This is a genomic window from Agathobaculum massiliense, from assembly GCF_900291975.1.
In the GTDB taxonomy this organism is placed as follows: Bacteria; Bacillota; Clostridia; order Oscillospirales; family Butyricicoccaceae; genus Agathobaculum; species Agathobaculum ammoniilyticum.
Genome location: NZ_OMPN01000001.1, coordinates 2,006,823 through 2,032,164, shown reverse-complemented (window position 1 = coordinate 2,032,164; position 25,342 = coordinate 2,006,823). Strand labels below are relative to the sequence as shown.

The following is a 25,342-nucleotide window of genomic DNA, read 5'->3' as shown; positions in this document are numbered from 1 at the left end:
TTTACCAGCAGAATTCTTTGACCGCCCCCTTTCTCCCAAAGGGGAGCCAAGGCCATACGGACAGCCGGGTCAAATGCCGAACATGGCAACTTTGTTGCCTTATTGAATTTTATAAGTTGGCTGCTTAAAAGCCGTGTGCCGTGGGCGCATCACACTTGTGAAACAATCAATAAGAGTAGTAAAAGTAAATTCTTGCTATATAGACTCTTTCCTCTTCCACAGACAGAGCCGTTGCGGGCATTTGCCCGAACGGAAGAGAGATTGCATTCCTCAAGCTGAGATGGCCGCGCGCGGACACCTCGCTTGAGGATTTTTTAATTGTGAGGATTACCGGTATGCAAAACAAGCTGAAACTGTACGGGTTCAACAACCTGACCAAGGCGCTGTCGTTCAACATTTACGACGTATGCTATGCCAAAACCGAGCGCGAGCAGCGCGACTATATCGCCTACATCGACCAGCAGTACAACTCCGAGCGGCTGACCGGCATTCTGGAGCGCGTGACCGAGATGATCGGCGCGCATGTGCTGCATATCTCCAAACAGGATTACGACCCGCAGGGCGCCTCCGTCACCTTCCTGATCGCGGAGGAGCATATGAAGCCCGCGCCCGAGCCGGATACCATCGTGGCGCATCTGGACAAAAGCCATGTCACCGTGCATACCTATCCGGAATACCATCCGGACACCTGCCTTGCCACGTTCCGCGTGGATATCGACGTGGCGACCTGCGGCGAGATCACGCCGTTGTCCACGCTCGATTACCTGATCGACTCGTTCGATTCGGATATCATCACCATGGACTACCGCGTACGTGGCTTTACCCGCGATATCGAGGGGAAAAAGCTGTTCATGGACCACCAGATGACCTCGATCCAGGATTTCATCGACCCGCACACACTCGACCTGTACGACGCTTACGATGTGAACGTGTACCAGGCCAACCTGTTCCACACCCGCATGCTGCTCAAGGAGGTTGACCTGCAGAACTACCTGTTCAACACCGATATCTACGAGCTGCCGCCCAAGACGCGGCTCAAAATCCATTCCGACCTGCGCCGCGAGATGATCGAGATCTTTAGCGGCAAAAACATCTACTGACGTACCGGAGGCTTTCCGCGCTTCCGTATGTGAAAGAAGGCAAAGCTATGGACCAGTCCCGCGCGCCCATCAAGGAGGCGCTCGAACATTTTAAGGATATGCGTATCGTCCCGTTTGATGTCCCCGGGCATAAACGCGGACGCGGCAATCCCGAGCTGACAAAATTCCTCGGGGAACAGTGCATGACCGTGGACGTCAACTCCATGAAGCCGCTGGACAACCTGTGCCATCCGGTCAGCGTCATCCGTGAGGCGGAGGAGCTGGCCGCCGAGGCTTTCGGCGCGGCTCATGCGTTCCTGATGGTCGGCGGCACGACCTCGAGCGTGCAGTCGATGATCCTTTCGGTCGTGGGGCGCGGGGACGAGATCATCCTGCCCCGCAACGTCCACCGTTCGGTCATCAACGCGCTCGTGCTTACCGGCGCGGTGCCGGTGTACGTCAACCCGCAGACCAACGAGCGGCTGGGCATCTCGCTGGGCATGTCGGTCGCGGACGTCGCGGCCGCGATCGAAAAGCACCCCTCCGCCAAGGCGGTGCTGGTCAACAACCCCACCTACTACGGTATCTGCTCGGATATCCGTGAGATCGTCCGTCTGGCGCACGCCAGGGGCATGAAGGTGCTCGCGGATGAGGCGCACGGCACGCATTTCTACTTTGGCGAGGACATGCCCGTCTCCGCGATGGCCGCGGGCGCGGACCTCGCCTCGGTTTCCATGCACAAGTCGGGCGGCTCGCTGACACAGTCGAGCTTCCTGCTGTGCGGCCCGTCGGTGAACGCGGAATATGTGCGCCAGATCATCAACCTGACGCAGACCACCTCGGGTTCCTACCTGCTGATGGTCAGCCTGGATATCTCGCGCAAGAACCTGGCGCTGTACGGAAAGGATATCTTCCGCAAGGTCACCCGCCTGACCGAGTACGCCCGCGATGAGATCAATCAGATCGGCGACTACTACGCCTACGGCCGCGAGCTGATCAACGGCGACACGGTTTTCGATTTCGATGTGACCAAGCTCGCGGTCAACACGCTGGACGTGGGGCTTGCCGGCATTGAAGTATATGATATCCTGCGCGACTTTTACGACATCCAGACCGAATTCGGCGACCTTGGCAACCTGCTGGCCTATGTTTCGGTCGGCGACCGCGAGCGCGACCTCGAGCGCTTTGTGGCCGCTCTGTCCGACATCCGCCGCCGCTACAAGCGCGACAAGGCCACGCTCATGCGGCAGGAGTACATCTCCCCGCAGGTGGTGGCCGCGCCGCAGGAGGCTTTCTATGCGGAAAAGCAGGGCGTCCCGCTGGCGGAAAGCGTCGGCCGCATCTGCGCGGAGTTCGTCATGTGCTACCCGCCGGGCATTCCCATCCTCGCCCCGGGCGAGCGCATCACCCGCGAGATCCTCGACTACATCCGCTACGCCAAGGAGAAAAACTGTATGCTGCTCGGCACCGAGGACCCGAATGTGGACAGCCTGCAGGTCATCCGCGGTATTATCAGCCCCGCAGCCAATTAAGGAGTCTGTGTTATGCAATTGACCTTTACCGAAATGCACGCGCCGACCGTCGGTCTGGCAATCCAGGTCGACCGGCAGCTTTACACCGAGCAGAGCGACTTCCAGCGCATCGACGTGTTCGAATGCGAGGAGTTCGGCCGTTTTTTGACGCTCGACGGCTATATGATGCTGACCGAGCGCGACGAATTCATCTACCACGAGATGATGGTGCATGTCCCGCTTGCCGTGCTGGGCGAGACGGTCAGAAAGGTGCTCGTCATCGGCGGGGGCGACGGCGGCTGCGTGCGTGAGCTGTGCCGATATCCACACATCGAGCATATCGACCTGGTCGAGATCGACGAGCGCGTGGTCGCGGTGTGCAGGGAATACCTGCCGACCGTGGCGTGCAGTCTGGACGATCCGCGCGTACACATCCTCTATCAGGACGGGCTGAAGTACATCCGCCGCATCGAGGACGAGTACGACCTCATCATCATCGACTCGACCGACCCTTTCGGCCCGGGCGAGGGCCTGTTTACGATGGAGTTCTACGGCAACTGCTACAAGGCGCTCAGGGCGCACGGCGTGCTGGTCAACCAGCACGAAAGCCCGTTCTACAAGGGCGACGCGCTCGCCTGCCAGCGCGCGCACCGCAACATTGTGCATTCGTTCGAGCTGTCGCGCCTTTTCCAGGCGCACATCCCCACCTACCCCTCCGGCCACTGGCTGTTTGGGTTTTCCTCGCGCGGGGTTCATCCGGTGCGCGACCTCAAGGCGGACGACTGGAACGCCCGCGGCATCGAAACCCGCTATTACAACACCAACCTGCACAAGGGCGCGTTCTACCTGCCCAATTATGTGCAACGGCTTTTGGAAAAAGTAGAAGAATAACGACTCACAAGGAGGACAACACCATGGGAAAAGCCCTTATCATCGGCTGCGGCGGCGTGGCCGGCGTGGTCATCCACAAATGCTGCCAGAACAGCGACGTTTTTGAAGAAATCATGATCGCCTCGCGCACCAAATCCAAGTGCGACGCGATCAAGGAACAGCTTGAGGGGCGCACCCCCACCAAAATCCGCACCGCCAAGGTGGACGCGGACAACGTGGACGAGCTGTGCGCGCTGATCGACGAATACAAGCCGGACATCGTGATGAACATTGCCCTGCCCTATCAGGATTTGACCATCATGGACGCGTGCCTCAAGTGCGGCGTCAACTATATGGACACCGCCAACTACGAGCCGGAGGACACCGACGATCCCGCGTGGCGCGCGATCTACGAGAAGCGCTGCAGGGAGGCGGGCTTCACCGCCTATTTCGACTACTCCTGGCAGTGGGCGTACAAGGAGAAGTTCGAAAAGGCCGGCCTGACCGCGCTGTTAGGCTCGGGCTTCGACCCGGGCGTGACGCAGGCCTACTGCGCCTATGCTCAGAAGCACCTGTTCGACCAGATCGACACCATTGACATTCTGGACTGCAACGGCGGCGACCACGGCTACCCGTTCGCCACCAACTTCAATCCCGAGATCAACCTGCGCGAGGTTTCCGCGCCCGGCTCCTACTGGGAGGACGGCCACTGGGTCGAAATCCCCGCCATGTCCATCAAGCGCGAGTACGACTTCGACCAGGTCGGCCGCAAGGACATGTACCTGCTCCACCATGAGGAAATCGAGTCGCTGGCCAAAAACATCCCGAATGTCAAGCGCATCCGCTTTTTCATGACCTTCGGCCAGTCCTACCTGACCCACATGAAGTGCCTGGAGAACGTCGGCATGCTGTCCACCACACCGATCGAGTTCGAGGGGCATCAGATCGTGCCGATCCAGTTCCTCAAGGCGCTGCTGCCCGACCCTGCGACCCTCGGCCCGCGCACCAAGGGCAAGACCAACATCGGCTGCATCTTCACCGGCAAGAAGGACGGCAAGGAAAAGACCGCCTATATCTATAACGTGTGCGACCACGAGGCCTGCTACCGCGAGGTCGGCTCGCAGGCCATCAGCTACACCACCGGCGTGCCGGCCATGATCGGCGCGGCCATGCTGATGACCGGCAAGTGGTCCAAGCCCGGCGTATACACGGTCGAGGAGTTTGACCCCGACCCGTATATGGAGGCCCTGAACAAGTGGGGCCTGCCGTGGCAGGTAAACGGCAACCCCGTTTTGGTGGACTGACATGAGATTTACTGAACTGCCCACGCCCTGCTTCCTTGTGGATGAAAACCGGCTCGTGCAGAACCTTGCCGTGCTGCGCGACGTGGCCGACCGCACGGGCGCGAAGATCCTGCTCGCGCAGAAGGCATTTTCCATGTTTTCGGCGTACCCGCTGCTGCGCGAGTATCTCGCGGGTACGACCGCCTCCGGCCTGTTTGAAGCCCGCCTCGGCAGGGAGGAATTCGGCGGCGAAACGCACGTCTACTCCCCCGCCTACGCGGAGGGCGAATTTCAGGAGCTTTTGCAGTACGCCGACCATATTGTGTTCAACTCCTTCCACCAGTGGAAGGCTTACGGCAATTTAGCGCGCGCGGCGGGCAAAAGCTGCGGCCTGCGGCTCAACCCCGAATGCTCGACCCAGCCCGCGGCGCACGCGATGTACGACCCCTGCGGCCCGACCTCGCGGCTCGGCGTCACGCTGGAAAACTTCCAGCCCGAGCTGCTGGACGGCATCGAGGGCTTCCACTTCCACACCCTGTGTGAGCAGAACGCGGACGACCTCGTCCGCACGGTTGATGCGTTCGAGGAACGCTTCGGGAAATACATGGAGGGCATGAAGTGGCTCAACCTCGGTGGCGGCCACCATATTACGCGCGACGATTACGACGTGGAAACGCTCGTCCAGTGCGTCAACCGCCTGCGCGAAAAATACGGCGTGCAGATTTATCTGGAGCCGGGCGAAGCGGTGGTGCTGAATGCGGGCTGGCTGATCTCAACCGTGCTTGAGGTCATGCACAACCATGCCGAAATCGCAATACTGGATACCTCCGCGGCCTGCCACATGCCGGATGTGCTGGAAATGCCCTACCGCCCGCCGGTATGGCGTTCGGGCGAGCCGGGCAAAAAGGCGTTCACCTATCTGCTCACCGGCCGTTCCTGTCTGGCGGGCGATGTGATCGGCGAATACTCGTTCGATAACACGCTGCGCCCGGGCGACCAAGTGGTATTTGAGGATATGGCGCTGTACACGATGGTCAAAACCAACACTTTCAACGGTGTGCCGCTGCCGCTGATCGCCATGCGCCGCGCGGACGGCACGGACGAGGTAATACGGATGTTTGATTATGAGGATTTCAAGGGGCGCCTGTCATAAGGCTATACCGTCCAGATAGCTTTGCAGGATCAGGACGGCGGCGCGGTTCCAGCTAATGCCGTGCCGTACCGCGAGCTTTTCAATTTGGGCGGCATATTCTTTTCTGATATAGATGGTCCGGTATATGGATTCCTGCCGCTGCTTTTCCGAATAGGACGAAAAGATATCGGGTGTCCGTGGAGCTTCCAAATTGCGGCACCCCCTCTTGTTTTGGAATCTGATATAATTTTATCTCATATTGAGATAAATGTCAATATCTCATCACGAGATAAATTACATATGAAAGAAGTTTCTAAATGTATTTTTACCGAATTAAAGAATTGCGAAAAATCCGTAGCCTCACGCAAGACGAAATTGCAACATATTTAAATATATCGCAAAACACTTACAGCAATTATGAAAATGATGTAAGAAAAATTCCGCTTCCTATCCTAATCAAATTATCGCGGTTTTACCATGTCAATCTGGAATACCTGCTCGGTTTAACTGATTATTCCGAGCCGCTCCCTCCTGAATAACCAAAAAAAGAGCTGCCGCATGGCAGCTCTTTTTTTATGCTTTCGGGAAACGCAGGGTGATGGTTGTCCCCACACCCAGCGCGCTCTGCAGTTCAATTTTCGCATGGTGCAGCGCCGCGCCGTGCTTGACGATCGACAGCCCCAGGCCGGTGCCGCCGGTCATCTTGCTGTGGCTCTTGTCCACGCGGTAAAACCGCTCAAACACCCGCGCCTGGTCCGCGGGCGCAATGCCAATGCCGGTATCCGACACCCGAATAAAGGGCGCGCCGCCCTCCGCTCCGGCTTCTATCGTCACGCTGCCGCCCGCCCTGTTATACGCAACCGCGTTGTCCGCAAGGTTGAATACCATCTGTTCGAGCGTGCGGCGCTGCGCCTGCGCCGTGACCGGCTTCCCCGTCACGGCCAGCGTAACCTTGTGCGCCGCCGCCTTGTGCTGCAGCCGGTCGCGCACCGTGCCGCAGAGCGCCAGCAGCTCCACCGGCTCAAACGGGGCCGGCGCGCCGCCCTCGTCAAGCTGGGACAGGCGGATAATATCCTCGATCAGCGTCAGCAGGCGCACCGCCTCGGCGCGTATCTTGCCCGCAAAGGGCGCGACATCCTCCGGCTTGACGATGCCGTTCTCCATGATCTCCGCATAGCCCATGATGCTGGTCAGCGGGGTTTTCAGCTCATGCGACACGTTGGCGGTGAATTCCTGCCGCTGGCGCTCAGCCTGGTCGCGCTCGGTGCTGTCCACCACGAACAGCACCGCCGCATGGCTCTGCCCCTCCCCTGCGACCGAGCTGGCGGTCAGCGAGTACACGCGGCCGTCCTTTTCCATCCGCCCGTGCGCGCTCTCGCCGCCGAGCGCTTCCTCAACCACACGGACGTATTCCGGATCGCGGCACAGTGTCAGATAGCCGCCGGAGGCGCTGTCCTTGGGAAACAGGGCGCGCACCGCGCGGTTTGCGAACAGGATGTCGCCCATCGCGGAAAACAGCACCAGCCCCTCGTCCATGCGCGCCGTAACGTCGTCAAATTCGGCCTGCCGGCGCTTGAGTTCGGACATCTGCGCTTCTATCCTGCGGTTCTGCTTGGCCATGCGCTGCAGCAGGGGGGAAAGCTCGTCGTATGCGTCGTTCTTGAGCGGGTCGTGCAGGTCGAGCGCCACGATCGGCGCGAGGAACACATGAGTCAGCCAGCTTGCGAGCAACGCCGCCACCAGCAGCGCCAGCAGCACGATCAGCACGATCCACGGCGACGCCGCGGACAGCGCGCCGAACGCGCTGTCCGCAGTCGAGGCCACGCGCAGCACCGTGCCGTCCTGCAGGCGCTGCGCGTAATAATAGGTCTGTTGGGAGAGCGTGTCCGACAGGCGGCTGGACGCCCCGACGCCGTCCCGCAGGGCCTGTTCGATCTCCGGCCGCTCCCGATGGTTCTCCATGCTGTCCTCGTCGCCCTGGTTATCATAAAGCACCGCGCCGTCCGCGCTGACCAGCGTGATGCGGTCGGTATAGCTTTGGCCGATCTCCTCCAGCGCGGCGCGGTCCCCGCGCTCGGCAATGCGCGCGATGTAGCCGCACTCGCCCGCGAGCCGCTCGCGCGCGTTACCCGACAGGCCGGAATGCACCGCCGCCAGCAGCAGCGACGCGGTCAGCAGCAGCGTGACCAGCGCGGTCAGAAAAATGCTTCCAAAGACGCGCTTTCTCATCGGGTTTCCCCCATCCGGTAGCCCACGCCGCGCACGGTTTCGATCAGCGCGCCGCCCGCGCCCAGCTTCTGCCGCAGCGTTCGGATATGCACGTCTACCGTGCGCGTCTCGCTCTCATTCCCGTATCCCCAGATGTTTTCCAGCAGCACGTCGCGCGTCAGCACCGCGCCCTGGTTTTTCATCAGCAGGCAGAGGAGCTGGTATTCCTTCAGCGTAAGCTGCACCTCGTCCGCGCCTACATGGACGCTGTGCGCCCGCTCGTCCACGCAAATGCTCCCCGCCACCAGCGGACGGCCGCCGCCCTCGCCGGGCGGGCTGTCCTGGGTGCGGCGCAGCACTGCGCGGATGCGCGCGACCAGCTCCATCATGCCGAAGGGCTTGGCGACGTAGTCGTCCGCGCCGCTGTCCAGGCCAACCACCTTATCGTATTCGGTATTTTTCGCCGTAAGCAGGATTACGGGAAGCTTTGCGGTTTCCCGCACCGCCCGCAGGCGGCGCAGGATGGAGATGCCGTCCTCGCCGGGCAGCATGATGTCGAGCAGCAGCAGGTCGGGCTTCTGCTCCCGCAAAGCGGCGAACAGGGCTTCGCCATCGGCGAAGCCCCGCGCCTCCAGCCCCGTATTCTGCAGCGTATAGACGACCAGCTCCCGTATGCCGGCGTCGTCCTCCACGCAGTAAATCATGCGTTTCCTCCTTGTCGGCCGCGCCCGCGGCCGCATTTCCAACAGATTCTTGCGCCGGCAGACCTCAGTCGTGCGCGGACTTGTGCGCGCCGGTGATGGAGAATTCCACCCACTCGGCGATATTGGTCGCGTGGTCGCCGATACGCTCCAGATACTTGGCGATCATCAGGATATCGAGCACGCGCTCGCCCTCCTCCGGATTTTTGGCAATATCCGCGATCAGGTCCTGCTTGCACTGTGCGAACAGGTCGTCAACCACGTCGTCGTATTCTATCACGCTCCACGCCAGCGTCAGGTCGCGGCGCACGAACGCATCCAGGCTGTCCGTCACCATTTTGATGGTGGCCTGCGCCATCTGCTCGATATGCTCGTTATGGCTGCACGCACCGGACAGGTAGGTGACGATTTCGGCGATATCGCTCGCCTGGTCGCCGATGCGCTCGATATCCGTGATCATTTTCAGTACCGCGGAGATCAGGCGCAGGTCGCTTGCCACCGGCTGCTGCTGCAACAGGAGCTTGAGGCACATGGATTCAATCTCGCGCTCCTTGCGGTCGATCTCCTGGTCAATGCGGATGGCGGAGGCGGCGAGCTTGGCGTCGCCCGTCAGCAGCGACTTGACCGCGCTGGCAATCGTGTTCTCGCACAGTGCCCCCATGGCGATCAGCTCGTTGTTCAGTTCGACGAGCTGTGTGTCGAAACGGTTTCTCATCAGCCGAACCTCCCCGTAATGTAGTCCTCGGTGCGCTTGTCCTTAGGCATGGAGAAAAGCTGCTCCGTGTCTCCGACCTCGACGATCTCGCCGAGCAGGAAAAACGCGGTCGTATCCGATACGCGGGTGGCCTGCTGCATATTATGCGTCACCATAACGATAGTATAATCCTTTTTCAGTTCCAATACAAGGTCCTCGATCTTGGAGGTGGAGATCGGATCGAGAGCGGAGGTCGGCTCGTCCATGAGCAGCACCTCCGGCTCCGCCGCGAGCGCGCGTGCAATACAGATGCGCTGTTGCTGGCCACCCGACATGGACAGCGCGGATTTCTTCAGGCAGTCCTTTGTCTCCTCCCAGATCGCGGCGCCGCGCAGCGAGCGCTCCACGATCTCGTCCAGCTGCACGCGGCTTTTGACGCCATGCGTGCGCGGGCCGTAGGCGATGTTGTCGTAAATGGACATGGGGAACGGGTTGGGTTTCTGGAACACCATGCCCACGCGCTTACGCAGCAGGTTCACATCGCAGTCGTGATAAATGTCCTCCCCGTCCAGGCGGATATCGCCTGTGATCCTGCAGCCCTCGACCAGATCGTTCATCCGGTTAAGCGAGCGGAGCAGCGTCGATTTGCCGCAGCCGGACGGGCCGATAAACGCCGTGATCTCATTGGACTTGATGTCCAGGTCAATATCATGCAGCGCATGGAAATCGCCGTAATGCAGATTCATGCCGCGTATTTCAATTTTATTTTCGCTCATGCTATCCTCCGATTACTTCTTGGTCAGCTTTTTTGCTACCAGCGCGGACAGGCTGTTCATCAGCAGCACAACCACCAGCAGCACGACCGCGGTCGCATAGGCCTCGTTCATGTGCAGTCCCTCGCCCGATAGGACGTACATATGGATTGCAAGCGTGCGTCCGGACTGCAGCAGGCCGGGGATCTGCGCCATCGTACCCGCGGTGAAAATGAGCGCCGCCGTTTCGCCCACGATGCGGCCGATCCCCAGGATAACGCCCGACAGGATGCCGGGCATGGCGCTCGGCAGCACGATGCGGAACACTGTGCGCAGCCGTCCGGCGCCCAGGCCGAACGAACCTTCGCGGAAGGAATCCGGTACGGCCATCAGCGCTTCCTCCGCGGTGCGCATAATGAGCGGCAGGATCATGATGGCCAGCGTCATCGCGCCCGCGAGCAGCGAGTAGCCCCAGTGCAGGTAAGTGACGAAAAACAGCATGCCAAACAGGCCGTACACGATGGACGGGATGCCGGAAAGCGTTTCGGTCGTGATGCGGATGACGTTTACCAGTTTGTTGCCGCGCTTTGCGTATTCGTTTAGGTAAATCGCCGTAAACAGGCCGAACGGCACTGCGATCAGCAGCGCGAGCAGCGTGATCTCCACCGTTGTAATCATGGCCGGCACCATGGAAACGTTGTCCGAATTATAGGTCCATGCGAACAGGGAGGGCTTGAGGTTCGGGATGCCCCTCCACAGGATATAGGCGATCAGGAACAGCAGCATGGCGAACGTAATCACCGCCGCGCCGTATACCAGCCCTTTCTGCACCGCTGCCCTGCCCCTGCCATACACACGCTCCGGCTGCGGCTTGCTCTTTACGGCCGGCTTGGCGGCCGTTTTCACGGTAGTCATGTGTCCTTCCTCCTTTTCAGTACAGAGAACGCCAGATTAATCAGCAGGATAAACACGAACAGCACAACGCCGGTCGCAATCAGCGCCTCGCGGTGCAGGCCGCTCGCGTAGCCCATTTCCATGACGATATTCGCGGTCATCGTGCGGATGCCCTTGAGGAAATCGCCGGTCAGACGCGGCTGATTGCCCGCCACCATGATAACCGCCATGGTTTCGCCGATCGCGCGGCCGACGCCCAGCACAATACCGGCCAGCACGCCGGATTTTGCCGCTGGCAGCATGACCGAGAATACCGCCCGCTCATGCCGCGCGCCCATGGCGACCGCGCCCTCGTAATACGAGCTGGGTACCGCGCGCAGCGCGGCCTCGGACACGCCGATGATGGTGGGCAGGATCATGATGCCGAGCAGGATGGACGCCGACAGGATGGTCGAGCCGGAGGAGATCTTCGAGCCGAACAGCTTCGCCACCTCCAGCACAGTCGGCACGATGACCACCATGCCGAAAAAGCCATATACGATGGAGGGGATGCCGGCCAGCAGCTCGGTGCAGGGCTTGAGGATACCGTAGATGCGCTTCGGGCAGTAGAACGCCATGAAAATAGCGGTCAGCAGGCCGATCGGCACGCCAATGATGATCGCGCCCGCCGTGATGTAAATGCTGCCGACAATCATCGGCAGGATTCCGTAAATATCGTTGCCCGGCTTCCAGGTCGTCCCTGTCAGGAAGTCCAGCAGGCCAATCTCCTTGATGGCCGGAATGCCGTTGGCAAACAGGAATATACAGATCAGGGCGACTGCCAGGATGGAGGCCAGCGCGCAGAGGAAGAACACGCCGTGCATCACTGTTTCGCGCAGGTTCGCGCCGCCCTTCCGGCGGATTGCAGATTCGTTCATGTTTTCACCCCATAGACAGTGGGAAAGGGCGAAACGGATTTCGCCCTGTTTTCCCTTGTTTGGTTATCTTTTACGCCGCGACTTCGGACCAGTCGGTGATCTCGCCGGTGTAAATGCCCTTGATCTGATCCATGGTCAGGTCTTCCACCGTATTCGCCGGATTTACCACCACGGCGATACCGTCCAGCGCGATTGCCGTGCCAGTCAGTTCCGCAGTCTCCTCGTCCTTCAGCTCGCGGGACGCCATGCCGATGGCAAACGTGCCGTCAATCGCGCCGGTCATGCCGGAGGTGGAGTCCGAGGTCTGCAGCTCGATCTGCGCGTTCGGGTTGAGCGCCTTATACGCTTCGATCAGCTTTTCCATGACCGGAGAAACCGAGGACGAGCCGCCGACCGCGATCTGGCCGGAGGAACCGTCCGAAGTGAACGCCGCGGCCGCGTCGTCGATCTTAATGTAGCCCTCTTCCTCAACGATGGCCTGGCCCTCCGCACTCATGATGAAGTTGATAAAATCCTTGGCAACGCCGGTCGGCTCGCCCTTGGTTGCGATGTTGAACGGACGGGACAGGGTGTAATCGCCGCTCTTGACGTTTTCCACCGTGGCTTCCACGCCGTCCACCTGAACCGCCTTAACGGTTTCGTTCAGCGCACCGAGCGAAACATAGCCGATCGCACTCTCGTTGCCGGCAACGCTCGTCAGTACAACGTCGGTCTTGTTGGCGATCTCCGCCTCGGCGGTTGTGTTATCGACCTTCTCGCCGGCATCATTCTTTTCCTCCACGCCGGTCAGCTCAACGAACGCGCCGCGCGTGCCAGAGCCATCCTCGCGGGAAATCACGGTGATCGCGCCGGATACGCCGGACGCCTCGCCGCCGTTGTCCGCCTGGGCCGCGCCGTCCGCGCCGTAGGAATCGTTGCTGCCACCGCAGCCTGCCAGAGCGCCGCACAGCATCAGGCCGACGAGCAACAGGGATATACTCTTTTTCATAACTGCTATTTCTCCTTTTGTTTTTGTTCTGGTTTTTGGTACAAGACCATATTAAAAAAGTTATGTTAAATCCAAAAGACAAGGTTTGTAAAATCCGCGTAAAGTGAAAATCCTTGTGTAAAGTGTGCAAAAAAGGACGGTGAAACGCCTGTTTCGCCGTCCTTTTCACTTGTTTCCACCCGCACGCCGCTATATTTTGCACTGTGGATATATTTTCCCTTTTCCTCAATAAAACAGCGGACCGCCGAAAAGCGGTCCGCTGTTTGTCACGTCCCGACCCGTTTCCTCCGGAAATATCCCAGGTACAGGATCGCCGCCGCCAGCGACCAGAAATAGGCCATCATGTACGGCACCTCAAAAATATTTTCAAAATAACAGTGCGTCAGAACCCCGCACATGCCTGCGAACATGGATACCACCAGCACCCGCGTCCGGTCGGTTTCATTGAACTTTGTGCGGCCGATCGCGCGCAGGCTCCACAGAATCATACCGATCAGCAGGATAATAAAGAAGATCAGCCCCAGATACCCCATTTCAACCAGCGTTTTGAGGTAATAGTTGTCCATATAGAAGTAAGAGAACGTGTCCGATTCCTCAATGATCTTGTTCTGCATCGCAACCGCGCCGCCAAACCGTCCCAGGCCAAAGCCCAGCAGCGGGTTGGATTCCTGCAGCAGGTCGAGTCCGGTCTCCCAGCGCACCATACGACCCGCGCGCTGGCTGGCCTCCATATAATCCGCAGTAAACAGATAGGTGATGCGGCTGGCAATAGAGGGGATCGCAAGCAGCGCACCTGCACCCGCTACGCCCATCAGCGCGATCAGGCGGCGGTCCAGAAATACCGCGAATACGAGCACCGCCACCGCAAGGCCGCCCCACGCGCCCTTGGAAAAGGTGAAGATGATGGACAGGCACATCATGCCGGTCGTGCTGATTGCCAGCGCCTTGACCCATGGCTTTTTGCTGTAATAGGCGATGCCCGCCACCAGCGGCGCGAACAGCACCAACAGACTGCCCATGATGTTCGGGCTGCCCGTGATCGAATAGACGCGCGTGCGCACACCCTCTTCGGTCTGCGACACCCAGGACGCCGGTATCGGTGCGGCAACGATATACTGGTAGATGCCGTGCAGCGCGATCACGACCGCCATCGCCACCAGCGCGCCGTAAAAAAGCGCGAAGTCGCGGTCGTCTTCAATCAGGCGCGTAACCAGAAAGAACCAGAACAGGTATTGCACGACCGCACGGTATCCGTCCAGCGCGATCGAGGGATAGGGCGACACCGCGCACATCAGGAAAAAGCCCACGCCGATAAACAGCAGCAGGTAGGCGTCCACTGGCGTGGCGCGCGAGGCAAGCGGCGCGCGGCGCATCGCCGTGTGCCACAGCAGATAGCCTGCCGCCGCGAGCATCAGACATTCGTCCCAAATCGAAGCGAGCAGCGGGATATTGATATAGCCCAGCAGCACCGACCGCAGGAAATAGTCGATTGGCAGATACAGCGCCAGGCAAATCAGCAGCAGGCCGCGCATGCCGACAAAGCGAAACGCTTTTCCCACAACGCCGCCCGAAGCCGCCCGCGCGATCGGATTCCAGACCGCAAGGCACAGCCGGTAGACCAGGCTTTGCGCGGCCGCGTCGCCCAGACGCTCGACCACGCGCCGCAGCGCCGCGAGCAGACGCGCATAGCCGCTGTTCGCCGCCGTACAGCTTGGCGCGCTGCAAAAGCCTTCCCACATCCGCCGGAAGCGCGAATTCGGGTACGCCGCGCGGATCTTCCCGAAAAAGCCCGCGATCGCACCCTCATGGTACCATTCGCGCAGGCGGAGCAGCGCCCGCGCCAGCAGACTGTTTTGTAAAATCGCTTTCATAGGCTTATTCCGCGTCCGCCGCGATATCGACCGAGTCGATGTTGCCGGTCGTCTCAAAATCGTTGGTCTTTACGATAAAGGTGCGGCCCGCGCGCACCTCCTGCGTGCCAATCGACGGGGAGGCGGTCCCCTCGGGTACGGTCGTCTCGATCGTGAACACCAGATCGCGCTTATCCGGATCGCGCGTGGTGACAATGCGGCCGTCTGCCGTGGTCACCTGCTGGTCGTACGGCTCGATCTGCATATCCGTGATGACCGCGCTGGTGTACGAATTGCCGCTGACAATCTGCTTGCCGACCTGGCTGTTACGCTCAACCTCCTCAACAAGGAACGGCGTCGCGCCGCGCACACGCACGATCATGGTCATATCGACCTGCTTCGCCGCCGCTTCCGCGATCTGCGGTGCAAACAGCTTGTAGCCCACGCCCGCTGCCACGGCGATCACTGCCAGCAGAACCAGCAGGTCAACGACGTTGATCACGCCAAACAGCTTCCCTTTTTCGTTAATCAGCTTCATATGTTTCCTCCGTTGGTATGTTTTCGATACAATTTACTGCATCATTATACCACAGCGGCACGGGGCGGACAAGCACTTTATCCCAGCAGCGCCCGCAGCCAGTCCACGACCCCCCAGCGGAATTCGAGCGCGCCGTCGTCCCCGTCCTCCTGCCGGGCGACGGTTTCGCTGCCCGCGATCGAAAACGCCGTACACCACCAGGCCCCGCGCGGCGCATCCGGCCAGAATGCGCCGGAAAACAGCACGCAGGCCGCGGCCAGCAGCGCCGCCAGCGTTTCCCTGCCCTGTTTTTTCATAATAAAACCGCCTCCCGTCATCTGGTGTTCCCAGTATGTCCGGCAGGCGGCGTGGTTATACCGTCTCGGTCAAAAATGTATCCGCAAAGCGCCGGCCGAGCATCTTCGCAGCGGTTTTTGCGCGCCCCTCGTCGGAAAACAGCCCGTAAACCGTCGGACCGGAGCCGCTCATCAGCGTCCCGTTCGCCCCATTTTCCGCAAGGAACTCCTTGATTTCACCGATCTGGCGGCGTTTTGCCGCTGTGACCAGTTCCATCACGTTGGACAGCCGCCTGCACACGCCGGCAAAGTCGCCCCTGTCCAGCGCCTTGAGCATGCCCGCCGTATCCGGCCGCTGCCGGATATCAACCGCATCGATCGCCTGATACACCTCTTTGGTAGAAACCGCGAACGGCGGCTTGCACAGCACAACCCAGCAATGGGGCATGTCCGGAAGCGCGCTCAGCTCCTCCCCAATGCCCTCGGCCAGCATAGTGCCGCCGCGCAGGCAGAACGGCACGTCCGCGCCCAGCTTCAGCCCCATCGCGCACAGCTCTTCGTCGGTCAGCCCCGCCGCGTGCAGCGAAGCGAGCGCGCGCAGCACAGCCGCCGCGTCGGCCGAGCCGCCGGCCAGCCCCGCCGCCACCGGAATGCGCTTTTCAATGTGGATTTCGCAGGTCTCCAGCAGGATACCGGTCGATTCGTAGAACAGCTCCGCCGCCCGATACGCCAGGTTGCGCTCGTCCACCGGCAGGTAGGGCAGGTTGCAGCGCACCACGATGCCGCGCGGCTTTTTTTCCCCGTGCGTCACCGTGACCCGCACCTCGTCGTGCAGGGCGACCGACTGCATCACCATTTTGACCGTATGGTAGCCGTCCTCCCGTTTACCGGTCACGTCCAGCGCCAGGTTGATCTTGGCCCGCGCGTATACCGTGGTTTCCGTGTTTGTGATCTCTTGTTTTTTTCCAAAAAGCATGTTTTCTCCCAGCTTATGTCATATTATAGTTGCACCTGTTCGGGCCTGCGCCCCCGAAACACGGTCACGGAGGTAAAGCCTGCGTCACGCGCGTTCCGCACGCAGTCGGCAACGCCGCGCCCGACCGTGTCCAGCGTATGCGAGTCCGAGCCGATCGAGATGCGTTCGCCGCCCAGCCGCCGGTATTCATACAGGATGTTCTGCGGCGGGCCGACCTTTTTCTGCCAGCTCCCCAGCCCCGCCGCGTTCAGCTCGAACGCATAGCCATGCGAGATGCAGGAGCGCAGAACATCCTCCACCCGATCCATGTACTGATCGAACGAGGGGATATACTCCCCATGGCGCATGACGCGCAGCGGATAATCGATATGCGCCAGCACATCAAACCCGCCATGCTCGGACACCCTGAGCAGCTCGCTGAAATAATCCTTGAGGAACGCATCGCAGTCCATGCGCGCAAAATCATGGAAATAAATATCCAGATCGTTCGGCATGACGTGTAGCGAGCCGATCACCATGTCGAGCGCGTGCGATCGGAGGAACGCGTCCGCCGAGGGATCCGCATAGATCTGCCCGACTTCGATGCCGACCAGCACCTCGAGCTTGCCTGCAAATGTCTGCTTTGCCGCCCGAATGTCGCGCAGGCAGGCCTCCACATCGCGGTTTTCCGACGGGCCGCGGCGGTGGTAATATTCCAGGTGGTCCGTGATGCCGATGATCTCCAGCCCCGCGTCCAGACAGGCCTGCGCCTTCTGCAGCGGCGTTTGTGCCTGCGCCGCGTCCACCGAGTACTCCGTGTGCATATGCAAATCTACACGCATGGTTTTCCTCCTATACCAAGACAAAATTCAGCGCGAGCTGGACAAAGCACGCGACGATTGCCAGCGTCATGCCGGCGTTCCCAAACACCGCGCGCATCGAGGGCGCGCAGGGGCCGTGCGCCCATGCCTGCCGTTTCCAGCCGCGCGCCAGCAGAATGACGCCGGCGATTGTCAGCACCAGCCAGCTCAGGCCGTACAGCACCAGCAGTCCCAGGCTGTCCGGTAGCAGCAACGGGACGCCCGAACCATACAGGTTGAACAGCATGTGCAGCGCAACCGGTACCCTCAGCCGTCCGGACCGGAAATACGCATAAGCGAGCAGCAGGCCAAGCGCAAACGCATAAAAGAACTGCCCCAGATTGGCATGGTACAGCCCGAACAGCAGCGCGGACACAAATGCGGCCGGCTTCTCGCCGTACCGCGCGAGCCGCCCCGCCAGCAGACCGCGGAACAGCAGCTCCTCGCACACTGGGCCGATCAGACACGCCCCCACCAGCACGACCGTGGTCGGGTACAGGCTGAATGCCTCGCTCACCAGATCGACCGGCGCGCGGCCGGACAGCCGGTAGGCCAGGTCGTTGAGCGACGAACCCAGCAGCGAGCAGAGCCACATCAGCGCCGCGCCGATCACGAACCACCGTCCCATCCGGCGCGCGCCGACGGGCACGGGTGCCAGCGGCGTGCGGGGTACGCTGCGGCAAAGCGCGAACGCCGCGGGCAGGGACACGAGATAATGCCCCACCAGCGCGAGCAGGTAGTACAGCCCGTAAGGCATCACGACACCAAGCCCCCAGGCGAGCGCCTGGTCGGCAAACGCCAGCGCGAACTGCCACACGGCCGCCCAGACCACGACCGCCAGCAGCGCCCAGCCGAGCCGCGCACAGTGCTTTTTTTCCTGATTTTGCTCCATATGCCCTCCCTCATGGCAAAAAAACAGGGCAAAGCCATCGCCCCGCCCTGTTTTATGCCGATCTTAGTGGTTCGCTTCGTTTACCAGCCGCTCGGTGTCCTTTGCGATCATGAGTTCCTCGTTGGTGGGGATGACCAGCACGCGCACGCGCGCCCAATCGATGGAAATATCCATCTGGCGGCCGCGGTATTTGTTCTTCTCCGGATCGATCTTGATGCCGAGGTACTCCATGTGCTCGCACACGTCCCAGCGGACCGAGCGGTCGTTTTCGCCCACGCCCGCGGTGAAGATGATCGCGTCCACGCCGCCCATTTCCGCAATATAGGAGCCGATGATCTTCTTGACCGAAAGGTTGAACATATCCTTGGCCAGCGCCGCGCGGGAATTGCCCTCCTCTACCGCCGCGTCCAGATCGCGGAAGTCGGACGATACGCCCGAAATGCCCAGCATACCGGACTTTTTGTTCAGGATGTTGATGACCTCATGCGCGGACAGCTTTTCATGCTCGGACAGAAACTCGATGATTGCGGGGTCGATGTTGCCTGCACGGGTACCCATCGGCAGGCCGTCCAGCGGCGTGAAGCCCATCGAGGTATCGTAGCTCTTGCCGCGGTTGATCGCGCAGATCGACGAACCGTTGCCCAGGTGGCAGGTGATCAGGCGCAGCTCCTCCATCGGGCGTCCGAGCATTTCCGCAGCCTGCTGGGAAACGTACTTGTGGCTCGTGCCGTGGAAGCCGTAGCGGCGGATCTTATACTTCTCATAATATTCATAGGGGATCGCATACATGTAATGCGACTGCGGCATGGTCTGATGGAACGCGGTGTCGAACACGGCGACCATCGGCACATCCGGCCCCATGACCTCGCGGCATGCCTGAATGCCGATCAGGTTGGGCGGGTTGTGGAGCGGCGCGAGCGGCACGCAGTCCTCAATCGCCTTGAGTACCTTTTCCGTGATAATCACGCTGTCCGAGAAGAACTCGCCGCCATGCACCACGCGGTGACCGACCGCGTCGATCTCGCTCATCGAGGCGATCACGCCCTTTTCCGAATCGAGCAGAATATCGATGACCGCCTTGATCGCCTCGGAATGGGTCGCCATCGGCGTTTCGATGCGGTATTTCTCCTCGGATTTATTTCCCGTATGCGTCAGCACACCGTCGATACCGATGCGCTCGCAAAGGCCCTTTGCCATGACCGCGTTCTGCGCAGTGTCGAGCAACTGATACTTCAGCGAGGAACTGCCGGCGTTGATGACCAGAACTTTCATTTGCCATTACTCCCTTAAGTTTTTTAGCGGCTTGCACAAACCCGCATTAATCGATATAATGATTCTACAAGCCTATTCTACACGATTTCTTACAATTGTACAAGCCATAATTTGCACAGGATGTACCAAACTTTGTATTATTTTCAGGAGATTTCTATGACTGTTTGCGGCATCGTCGCGGAATACAACCCGTTCCACACCGGCCACGCGCACCATATCGCCCAAACGCAACGCGCGCTCGGCGGGGAGGCGGCCATCGTGTGCGCGATGAGCGGCAACTTCGTCCAGCGTGGGGACTTCGCCGTGCTGGACAAATACGCGCGTGCCGAGATGGCGGTGCGCGGCGGAGCGGACCTGGTGGTTGAGCTTCCCCTCGCAGCGGCGCTCTCCTCGGCAGAGGGCTTTGCGCGCGGCGCCATCGGCGTACTGCGGGCGCTTGGCTGCAACGTGGTGTCGTTCGGCGCGGAAACGCCGGATACCGCACTGATCGAGCGGGCGGCGCGGGCACTCGACGCGCTCCCTCCCACGGGCGGCGGCGCTTCCCCGCTGTCTTACGCGGCGCGGCGGCAGGACGAGCTGCGCCGGCTGGATGAGCGGGCCGCTGCCCTGCTGGATACGCCCAACAATACGCTCGCGATCGAATACTGCCGTGCCATGCTTCCCTATGGCATGCGCCCGCTCGCGGTGGCGCGGCGCGGCGCGGCGCACGATGCGGACGCGCCCTGCGCGGGCTTCGCTTCCGCCAGCCTGCTGCGTGCGCAGCTCCGCGCGGGCGAAACCGCCCGCTGCGCGCCCTATCTGCCGTTGGACACGCTGGCGATATGGCAGCGTGCGGTACGGGCCGGCGCTGCGCCGGTCAATCTGCCGGAGGATATGCTACTCGCCCTGCTGCGCGCGGCGCTGTTCTCAGGGCGGCTGTCCACTGGGGCGGACGACGGCTTTGATGAGCGCCTGCAAAGGGCGGTCTATGCGGCGGTTTCGTTCACCGACGCGGTCGAACAGGCCCGCACGCGCCGCTTCCCCGCCGCCAGGGTGCGGCGCGCCCTGCTGCGCACGGCGATCGGGCTGCCCGCGGACGCGCCCGTCCGGCCGCAGTACCTGCGCGTCCTCGCCCTCGGACCGAAGGGCCGCGGGCTGCTCCGCGGCCTGCCTGACCGCCCGCCGGTCATCATCCGGCCGGTTTCGGAAAAGCGCCTGCCCGCGGCGCTGCAGCCCGCGCTGACGCTCGACTGCTTCGCGGACGACCTGTACGCCCTCGCCTGCCCTTCCCCCGCCCTGCGCGCGGGCGGCTCCCATTACCGCAGGACGCCGTTTATCCTCAGCCCGCCGCCATCGCACGACAGCGGGCATTGACTTTATCCCGCGTATGCTTTACAATTTAGTTTAGTAAAGCAAAAGAGGTTTTAGGTTATGATCGGGCTGGGTACCATTATCAACTGTATCGCTATCGCCGCCGGCTCCTCCCTCGGCGTTTTCCTCAAGGGCGGCCTGCCACGCCGGTTTGAAACCACTATCATGCAGGCGCTCGGCCTGTGTACGTTTTTCATCGGCATCGGCGGCGCGGTGAGCGGCCTGCTGACCATTGCGGACGGTTCGATCGCTACCCAGCACACCATGCTGCTGGTGCTGAGCATGGTGCTGGGCGCACTGATCGGCGAGGCGCTCGATATCGAAACGCGGCTCAACGGCTTTGGCGCCTGGTGCCAGGCCCGCTTCGCGGGCGGCGAGGACGGAAAGTTCGTCGAGGGCTTTGTCGCCTCCTCCCTGCTGTTCTGCGTGGGCGCAATGGCGATTGTCGGCGCGCTGGAGGACGGGCTGAACGGCGACCCCTCCATCCTAATCGCCAAGGCCGTGCTGGACGGCGTGGCCGCCATCGTATTCGCGGCCTCGCTTGGCAAAGGCGTTTACCTGTCCGTGCTGCCGCTGCTGGTATACGAGGGCGGCATCACCCTGCTCGCCCGTTTCATCCGCCCCTGGCTGACCGACGCGCTCATCAGCCAGATGTCCTGCATCGGTTCGGTGCTTATCTTTGCCATTGGCTTCAACCTGATGTTCGATAAAAAGGTCAAGGTCGGCAACCTGCTGCCCGCCATCTTCCTGCCGGCCGTGTTTTTCCTGCTTTCCCGTTTCTTCCCCGCGCTGGGTACGCTGTAGACATGCGCCCAGCCCGCGCGGGAAAAATTTTTGTGATATCCGCCCCCGTCCAAGGGTATTATCTATGAAAGGCCTTTCAAATCTTGCAGCAGGGAGGTTGCAGCTTGGACGAGGCACAGTTTGAGGACATCGCAAAGCGGTACAGGGACCGTCTGTTCGCAATTGCATTCCAGTATACCAAAAGCGCGGCTGACGCGGACGACATGGCGCAGATCGCGCTGATCAAATGCTACCACGCGGAAAAGCCCTTTGAAAATGAGCAGCACATCCGCAACTGGCTGATCCGCGTGACCGTGAACGAATGCAAGCGCTACCTGGTATCCCCCTGGCGGCGGTATACCGCGCCGATCGAGGACTACGCGGAGACGCTCGGCTTTGAAACGCCGGAGCAGTCCTCGCTTTTCCTGGCGGTCATGGCGCTGCCGCAGAAATACCGCGTCCCCATCCACCTGTATTACTACGAGGAATATTCGGTGCGCGAGGTCGCGCAGATCCTCGGCCTGCGGGAAAGCGCCGTGCAGACCCGCCTGCTGCGGGCGAGACAGAAGCTCAAACAAACGCTGGAGGGTTTTCGTGATGAAGGAACTTTATAAGCAGACATTTTCCCATCTGCATGCCTCCGGCAACGCTTTTCAGGAGGCTGGACAGATGAAAACAGGACGTATCCGCAAAAGTCTGGTGATCGGCGCGGCGGCAGCGGCGCTTATGGCAACGGCGGCCAGCGCGGCCAACGCCGCGACAGACGGCGCTTTTTTCGCGCACATTCTCAGCTTTACCATCCCTGGTGGAGTGGATAATGTAAGCTACAACGACGATGGCACGATCACATTTCAGGTCGAGGACGGCGCCTACTATACTGTGACGGGAAACAAAGATACCGATCACGCAGAGCTGTATTTCGAGGACGCAACAGAGGATGAAATCGCCGCGGCAGAAAAAAACAGAAGCAGATCTGCAGAATAGTCTGAAAAGGAAGCTGGGAAACCGGCTTCCTTTTTGTTACTGCCGCAGCATGATTTTGTCACAAAGCCGCCTGCCAGTGTGTATTCCGTATGAAAGGAGTTGACAGCCCATGTACGATTGGAACGATGAAGCGGACGCGGAGCGCTTTGTCCGCACCTATGCCGACCTGATTCTCCGCCTGTGCCTGTCGCACGGTCTCAGCAGGGCGGACGCACAGGACATCTGCCAGGAGCTGTTCCTCAAGCTGCTTGCCGCACAGCGCACCTTCACCAGCGAGGAGCACGAAAAGGCCTGGGTGATCCGCGCGGCGGGCAACGCCTGCAAAAACCTGCTGCGCGCCCCGCACCACAGCCGGCGGGCCTTGCTGGAACAGGCGCATACGGTCGCTGCACCGGAAGCCTCGGACCATGCCATACTGGAAGCCATACGCGCCCTGCCGCACCGGTACCGAGACGCCGTCGCCCTCTGCTGCTGGGAGGGCTACTCGGCCGAGGAAGCCGCCCGTCTGCTCGGTATCTCCCCCGACGCAGTGCGCAAACGCCTGGAGCGGGCGCGCGGCATGCTGAAAAACGACCTGAAAGGAGCTTTCATATGAGCGAGAACCCCATGATGTTTACCGAAACCGAAAAGCAGGCGTTGGCCGTCCGGCTGCGGCAGGCGGCCCGCGTGAAACGCCGCGCGGGAAAGCGCCATCTCCCCCGCCGCCTGATTGCCGTATGCGCCGCGGCCGTGCTGATGGTTGCGGCTGCGGGAGCGGCCAGCGGCCGGCTGTTCCGCACGCCGCTGTACGATCAGGCCGGCGCGTCCCTGGCCATCAGCGGCCAGCCGCTCCCCAGCGAGGCGCGCATGGTGCTGCATGCGGACGGTTCCGCGACCATTACGGTCAGCGGCGCGGAGGGCGAAGCCCCCACCGTGATCACCGCCCCGCCCGCGACCACCGAGGCCCTGCTGAGCGGCGAAACGGACGCGGGCTTCACTGTCACTCGTCTGGACGGCATGCCCTACGCGCTGTCTGTGGAGGAGGGACGGCTATGGCTGTTCGTCAATGAGCGCATCCCGCTGGACGTGACCGACCGGATCGGCGCTGGCTACACCTTCCGTTACACGGATGAGAACGGTTTGCAGCAAAGCGCGACCATCTCCGGCACGGTCGAGGACTATACGGTGGAATAAAAAAACGGTGCAGGTACGGATGCCTGCACCGTTTTTCCTCAATAGACGTACTCGAACTCCAGGTCCCCGATGACGACAAAATCGCCCTCCTGCACGCCCATTTCCTCCAGCTTTTCGTATACGCCCGCGCTTTTGAGCATGCGGTCCATATACTGGCGGGATTCGTAGTCGTCTACATTGACCGAGCCCATTATCTTATCCACCCATGCGCCCGAAACAACATAGTAGTCCTCCACCTTTTCCACCGTCCAGTCGCGCGTTCCTCCTGTATCCTCCACAGCCTCGACGAATTCCGGCTCGTAGATGAACACCGGCGGCAGCTCCTGCAGCACGTTCCACGTCATGCGCATCAGCTCGGCTACGCCCTGATTTGTCGCCGCGGACAGCTCGGCAAACCGAAAGCCGTGCTCGTCCGCATAGGCTTTAAGCGCTTCGACCGGCGCGCGGTCTTCGCCCAGCAGGTCCACCTTGTTGGCGACAATGATCTGCGGCCGCGCGGCGAGGAATTCGCTGTATCCGGCCAGCTCAGCGTTGATCTTCTCGATATCCTCCAGCGGATCGCGCCCCTCGCTGCCCGCCGCGTCCACCAGATGCAGCAGCAGGCGGCAGCGGTCGATATGGCGCAGGAAATCATGCCCCAGTCCCGCGCCCTCGCTCGCGCCCTCGATAATGCCCGGGATATCCGCCATAACAAACGACTGCTCCTCCCCCACCGAGACCACGCCCAGGTTGGGAACCAGCGTCGTAAAATGGTAATTGGCGATCTTGGGCCGCGCCGCCGAAACCATGCTCAGCAGCGTGGATTTGCCCACGTTCGGGAAGCCGACCAGCCCCACGTCGGCCAGCAGCTTAAGCTCCAGGATGATGTCCCGCTCCACGCCCGGTTGTCCGGGCTTGGCAAAGCGCGGCGCCTGTCGGGTCGGGGTTGCGAAATGCGTGTTGCCCCAGCCGCCGTTGCCGCCCTTGGCCGCCACGAACGGCTCGTCGTCCGACAGGTCGCGGATCACCTGTCCGGTCTTCTGGTCGCGGATGATGGTGCCGCGCGGCACGCGGATGACAAGATCCGCCCCGTCCTTGCCCTTGCAGCGCTTGCTGCCGCCGTTTTCTCCCGCCGCGGCAACGTATTTCTTTTTATAGCGGAAATCCAGCAGGGTGGAGAGGTTGTCGTCCACCTGGAAAATGACCGAACCGCCGCGTCCACCGTCTCCGCCGTCCGGTCCGCCGGAGGCGACGTACTTTTCCCGATGGAATCCCACCTTGCCGTCCCCGCCCTTGCCGGACACAATTTTGATCTTTGCAATATCAATAAACATGGGAAGCTCCTCCTTTCTTCTTTGTTTACAGGAACGGCGCCCATTTCTCCGCTAGCCCCGAAGCATTG

At 61.0% G+C, this 25,342-nt stretch carries 28 protein-coding genes; 12 read left to right on the top strand and 16 right to left on the bottom strand.

Annotation, left to right across the window (positions count from 1 at the left end; translation table 11 throughout):
• Positions 1 to 335 precede the first annotated feature (335 nt).
• The 5 genes from speD to nspC are packed head-to-tail and all read left to right on the top strand — an operon-like array spanning position 336 to position 5,896.
• Positions 336 to 1,100: an adenosylmethionine decarboxylase gene (speD, locus tag DBQ51_RS10390; protein WP_054327448.1), complete on the top strand. Its 765-nt coding sequence runs from the start codon at positions 336 to 338 to the stop codon at positions 1,098 to 1,100.
• A 47-nt stretch (positions 1,101 to 1,147) separates the two neighbouring features.
• Entirely contained in the window at positions 1,148 to 2,611 is a 1,464-nt protein-coding gene (locus tag DBQ51_RS10385) for an aminotransferase class I/II-fold pyridoxal phosphate-dependent enzyme (RefSeq protein WP_107631517.1), read from the top strand.
• 12 nt (positions 2,612 to 2,623) lie between these two features.
• Positions 2,624 to 3,481: a polyamine aminopropyltransferase gene (gene speE, locus DBQ51_RS10380; protein WP_107631516.1), complete on the top strand. Its 858-nt coding sequence runs from the start codon at positions 2,624 to 2,626 to the stop codon at positions 3,479 to 3,481.
• Positions 3,482 to 3,504: 23 nt separating this feature from the next.
• Positions 3,505 to 4,764 (top strand): saccharopine dehydrogenase family protein, encoded by a 1,260-nt coding sequence (locus DBQ51_RS10375; protein ID WP_054327446.1) that lies wholly within the window; start codon positions 3,505 to 3,507, stop codon positions 4,762 to 4,764.
• 1 nt (position 4,765) lies between these two features.
• The gene (nspC, locus tag DBQ51_RS10370; RefSeq protein WP_054327445.1) at positions 4,766 to 5,896 is read left to right on the top strand and encodes a carboxynorspermidine decarboxylase; all 1,131 of its coding nucleotides are present in this window, start codon (positions 4,766 to 4,768) and stop codon (positions 5,894 to 5,896) included.
• On the opposite strand, the gene DBQ51_RS10365 is transcribed toward nspC, so the two are convergent.
• Positions 5,891 to 6,085 (bottom strand): hypothetical protein, encoded by a 195-nt coding sequence (locus DBQ51_RS10365; RefSeq protein WP_054327444.1) that lies wholly within the window; start codon positions 6,083 to 6,085, stop codon positions 5,891 to 5,893. The genes nspC and DBQ51_RS10365 overlap by 6 nt on opposite strands.
• Before the next feature lie 107 nt (positions 6,086 to 6,192).
• Between DBQ51_RS10365 and DBQ51_RS10360 the strand changes: the two genes are divergently transcribed.
• Positions 6,193 to 6,414 carry a helix-turn-helix domain-containing protein gene (locus DBQ51_RS10360; RefSeq protein ID WP_082397158.1) on the top strand — a complete coding sequence of 74 codons (222 nt, stop codon included), beginning with the start codon at positions 6,193 to 6,195 and terminating at the stop codon, positions 6,412 to 6,414.
• Between the two features lie 34 nt (positions 6,415 to 6,448).
• Here DBQ51_RS10360 and DBQ51_RS10355 read toward each other — a convergent pair whose 3' ends face one another.
• The 14 genes from DBQ51_RS10355 to DBQ51_RS10290 all read right to left on the bottom strand — a co-directional run bounded on the left by DBQ51_RS10355 (position 6,449) and on the right by DBQ51_RS10290 (position 19,671).
• The gene (locus DBQ51_RS10355) at positions 6,449 to 8,104 is read right to left on the bottom strand and encodes a sensor histidine kinase (RefSeq protein ID WP_054327443.1); all 1,656 of its coding nucleotides are present in this window, start codon (positions 8,102 to 8,104) and stop codon (positions 6,449 to 6,451) included.
• A complete protein-coding gene (locus DBQ51_RS10350; RefSeq protein WP_054327442.1) occupies positions 8,101 to 8,787 on the bottom strand; it encodes a response regulator transcription factor in 687 nt (228 codons plus the stop codon). The genes DBQ51_RS10355 and DBQ51_RS10350 overlap by 4 nt, the downstream gene beginning before the upstream one ends.
• Before the next feature lie 64 nt (positions 8,788 to 8,851).
• Positions 8,852 to 9,499, bottom strand: coding sequence for a phosphate signaling complex protein PhoU (phoU, locus tag DBQ51_RS10345; RefSeq protein WP_054327441.1), 648 nt, complete (start codon positions 9,497 to 9,499; stop codon positions 8,852 to 8,854).
• Entirely contained in the window at positions 9,499 to 10,254 is a 756-nt protein-coding gene (gene pstB, locus DBQ51_RS10340) for a phosphate ABC transporter ATP-binding protein PstB (RefSeq protein ID WP_107631515.1), read from the bottom strand. The genes phoU and pstB overlap by 1 nt, the downstream gene beginning before the upstream one ends.
• Positions 10,255 to 10,266: 12 nt before the next feature.
• On the bottom strand, positions 10,267 to 11,145 hold the full coding sequence (pstA, locus tag DBQ51_RS10335) for a phosphate ABC transporter permease PstA (protein WP_054327440.1): 879 nt from the start codon (positions 11,143 to 11,145) through the stop codon (positions 10,267 to 10,269).
• Positions 11,142 to 12,041, bottom strand: a complete 900-nt coding sequence (pstC, locus tag DBQ51_RS10330) for a phosphate ABC transporter permease subunit PstC (protein ID WP_054327439.1) — start codon at positions 12,039 to 12,041, stop codon at positions 11,142 to 11,144. The genes pstA and pstC overlap by 4 nt, the downstream gene beginning before the upstream one ends.
• Before the next feature lie 70 nt (positions 12,042 to 12,111).
• The gene (locus DBQ51_RS10325) at positions 12,112 to 13,029 is read right to left on the bottom strand and encodes a substrate-binding domain-containing protein (RefSeq protein ID WP_054327438.1); all 918 of its coding nucleotides are present in this window, start codon (positions 13,027 to 13,029) and stop codon (positions 12,112 to 12,114) included.
• Between the two features lie 266 nt (positions 13,030 to 13,295).
• A complete protein-coding gene (locus DBQ51_RS10320; RefSeq protein WP_107631514.1) occupies positions 13,296 to 14,900 on the bottom strand; it encodes an O-antigen ligase family protein in 1,605 nt (534 codons plus the stop codon).
• A gap of 4 nt (positions 14,901 to 14,904) precedes the next feature.
• Positions 14,905 to 15,417, bottom strand: a complete 513-nt coding sequence (locus DBQ51_RS10315) for a DUF4330 domain-containing protein (RefSeq protein WP_054327436.1) — start codon at positions 15,415 to 15,417, stop codon at positions 14,905 to 14,907.
• A gap of 77 nt (positions 15,418 to 15,494) precedes the next feature.
• Entirely contained in the window at positions 15,495 to 15,713 is a 219-nt protein-coding gene (locus tag DBQ51_RS10310; RefSeq protein ID WP_054327435.1) for a hypothetical protein, read from the bottom strand.
• A gap of 55 nt (positions 15,714 to 15,768) precedes the next feature.
• On the bottom strand, positions 15,769 to 16,668 hold the full coding sequence (gene ispE / locus DBQ51_RS10305) for a 4-(cytidine 5'-diphospho)-2-C-methyl-D-erythritol kinase (protein WP_107631513.1): 900 nt from the start codon (positions 16,666 to 16,668) through the stop codon (positions 15,769 to 15,771).
• Positions 16,669 to 16,691: 23 nt separating this feature from the next.
• On the bottom strand, positions 16,692 to 17,489 hold the full coding sequence (locus DBQ51_RS10300; protein ID WP_054327433.1) for a histidinol-phosphatase HisJ family protein: 798 nt from the start codon (positions 17,487 to 17,489) through the stop codon (positions 16,692 to 16,694).
• Positions 17,490 to 17,499: 10 nt separating this feature from the next.
• Positions 17,500 to 18,399, bottom strand: a complete 900-nt coding sequence (locus DBQ51_RS10295) for a type II CAAX endopeptidase family protein (protein WP_107631512.1) — start codon at positions 18,397 to 18,399, stop codon at positions 17,500 to 17,502.
• 63 nt (positions 18,400 to 18,462) lie between these two features.
• The gene (locus tag DBQ51_RS10290; protein ID WP_054327431.1) at positions 18,463 to 19,671 is read right to left on the bottom strand and encodes an acetate/propionate family kinase; all 1,209 of its coding nucleotides are present in this window, start codon (positions 19,669 to 19,671) and stop codon (positions 18,463 to 18,465) included.
• Positions 19,672 to 19,827: 156 nt separating this feature from the next.
• On the opposite strand from DBQ51_RS10290, the gene DBQ51_RS10285 reads away from it, so the two are divergent.
• The 6 genes from DBQ51_RS10285 to DBQ51_RS10260 all read left to right on the top strand — a co-directional run bounded on the left by DBQ51_RS10285 (position 19,828) and on the right by DBQ51_RS10260 (position 23,961).
• Positions 19,828 to 21,024 carry a tRNA(Met) cytidine acetate ligase gene (locus DBQ51_RS10285; protein WP_159068151.1) on the top strand — a complete coding sequence of 399 codons (1,197 nt, stop codon included), beginning with the start codon at positions 19,828 to 19,830 and terminating at the stop codon, positions 21,022 to 21,024.
• A gap of 57 nt (positions 21,025 to 21,081) precedes the next feature.
• A complete protein-coding gene (locus DBQ51_RS10280; RefSeq protein ID WP_107631510.1) occupies positions 21,082 to 21,825 on the top strand; it encodes a DUF554 domain-containing protein in 744 nt (247 codons plus the stop codon).
• A 104-nt stretch (positions 21,826 to 21,929) separates the two neighbouring features.
• Complete coding sequence (locus tag DBQ51_RS10275) at positions 21,930 to 22,418, top strand: sigma-70 family RNA polymerase sigma factor (RefSeq protein WP_107631509.1); 489 nt, start codon at positions 21,930 to 21,932, stop codon at positions 22,416 to 22,418.
• Entirely contained in the window at positions 22,402 to 22,788 is a 387-nt protein-coding gene (locus tag DBQ51_RS10270) for a hypothetical protein (RefSeq protein WP_054327427.1), read from the top strand. Before DBQ51_RS10275 ends, DBQ51_RS10270 begins: the two co-directional genes overlap by 17 nt.
• 109 nt (positions 22,789 to 22,897) lie before the next feature.
• A complete protein-coding gene (locus DBQ51_RS10265) occupies positions 22,898 to 23,383 on the top strand; it encodes an RNA polymerase sigma factor (RefSeq protein WP_107631508.1) in 486 nt (161 codons plus the stop codon).
• Entirely contained in the window at positions 23,380 to 23,961 is a 582-nt protein-coding gene (locus tag DBQ51_RS10260; protein WP_107631507.1) for a hypothetical protein, read from the top strand. The genes DBQ51_RS10265 and DBQ51_RS10260 overlap by 4 nt, the downstream gene beginning before the upstream one ends.
• 38 nt (positions 23,962 to 23,999) lie before the next feature.
• Here DBQ51_RS10260 and obgE read toward each other — a convergent pair whose 3' ends face one another.
• Entirely contained in the window at positions 24,000 to 25,274 is a 1,275-nt protein-coding gene (gene obgE / locus DBQ51_RS10255; protein ID WP_107631506.1) for a GTPase ObgE, read from the bottom strand.
• Between the last annotated feature and the right edge of the window lie 68 nt (positions 25,275 to 25,342).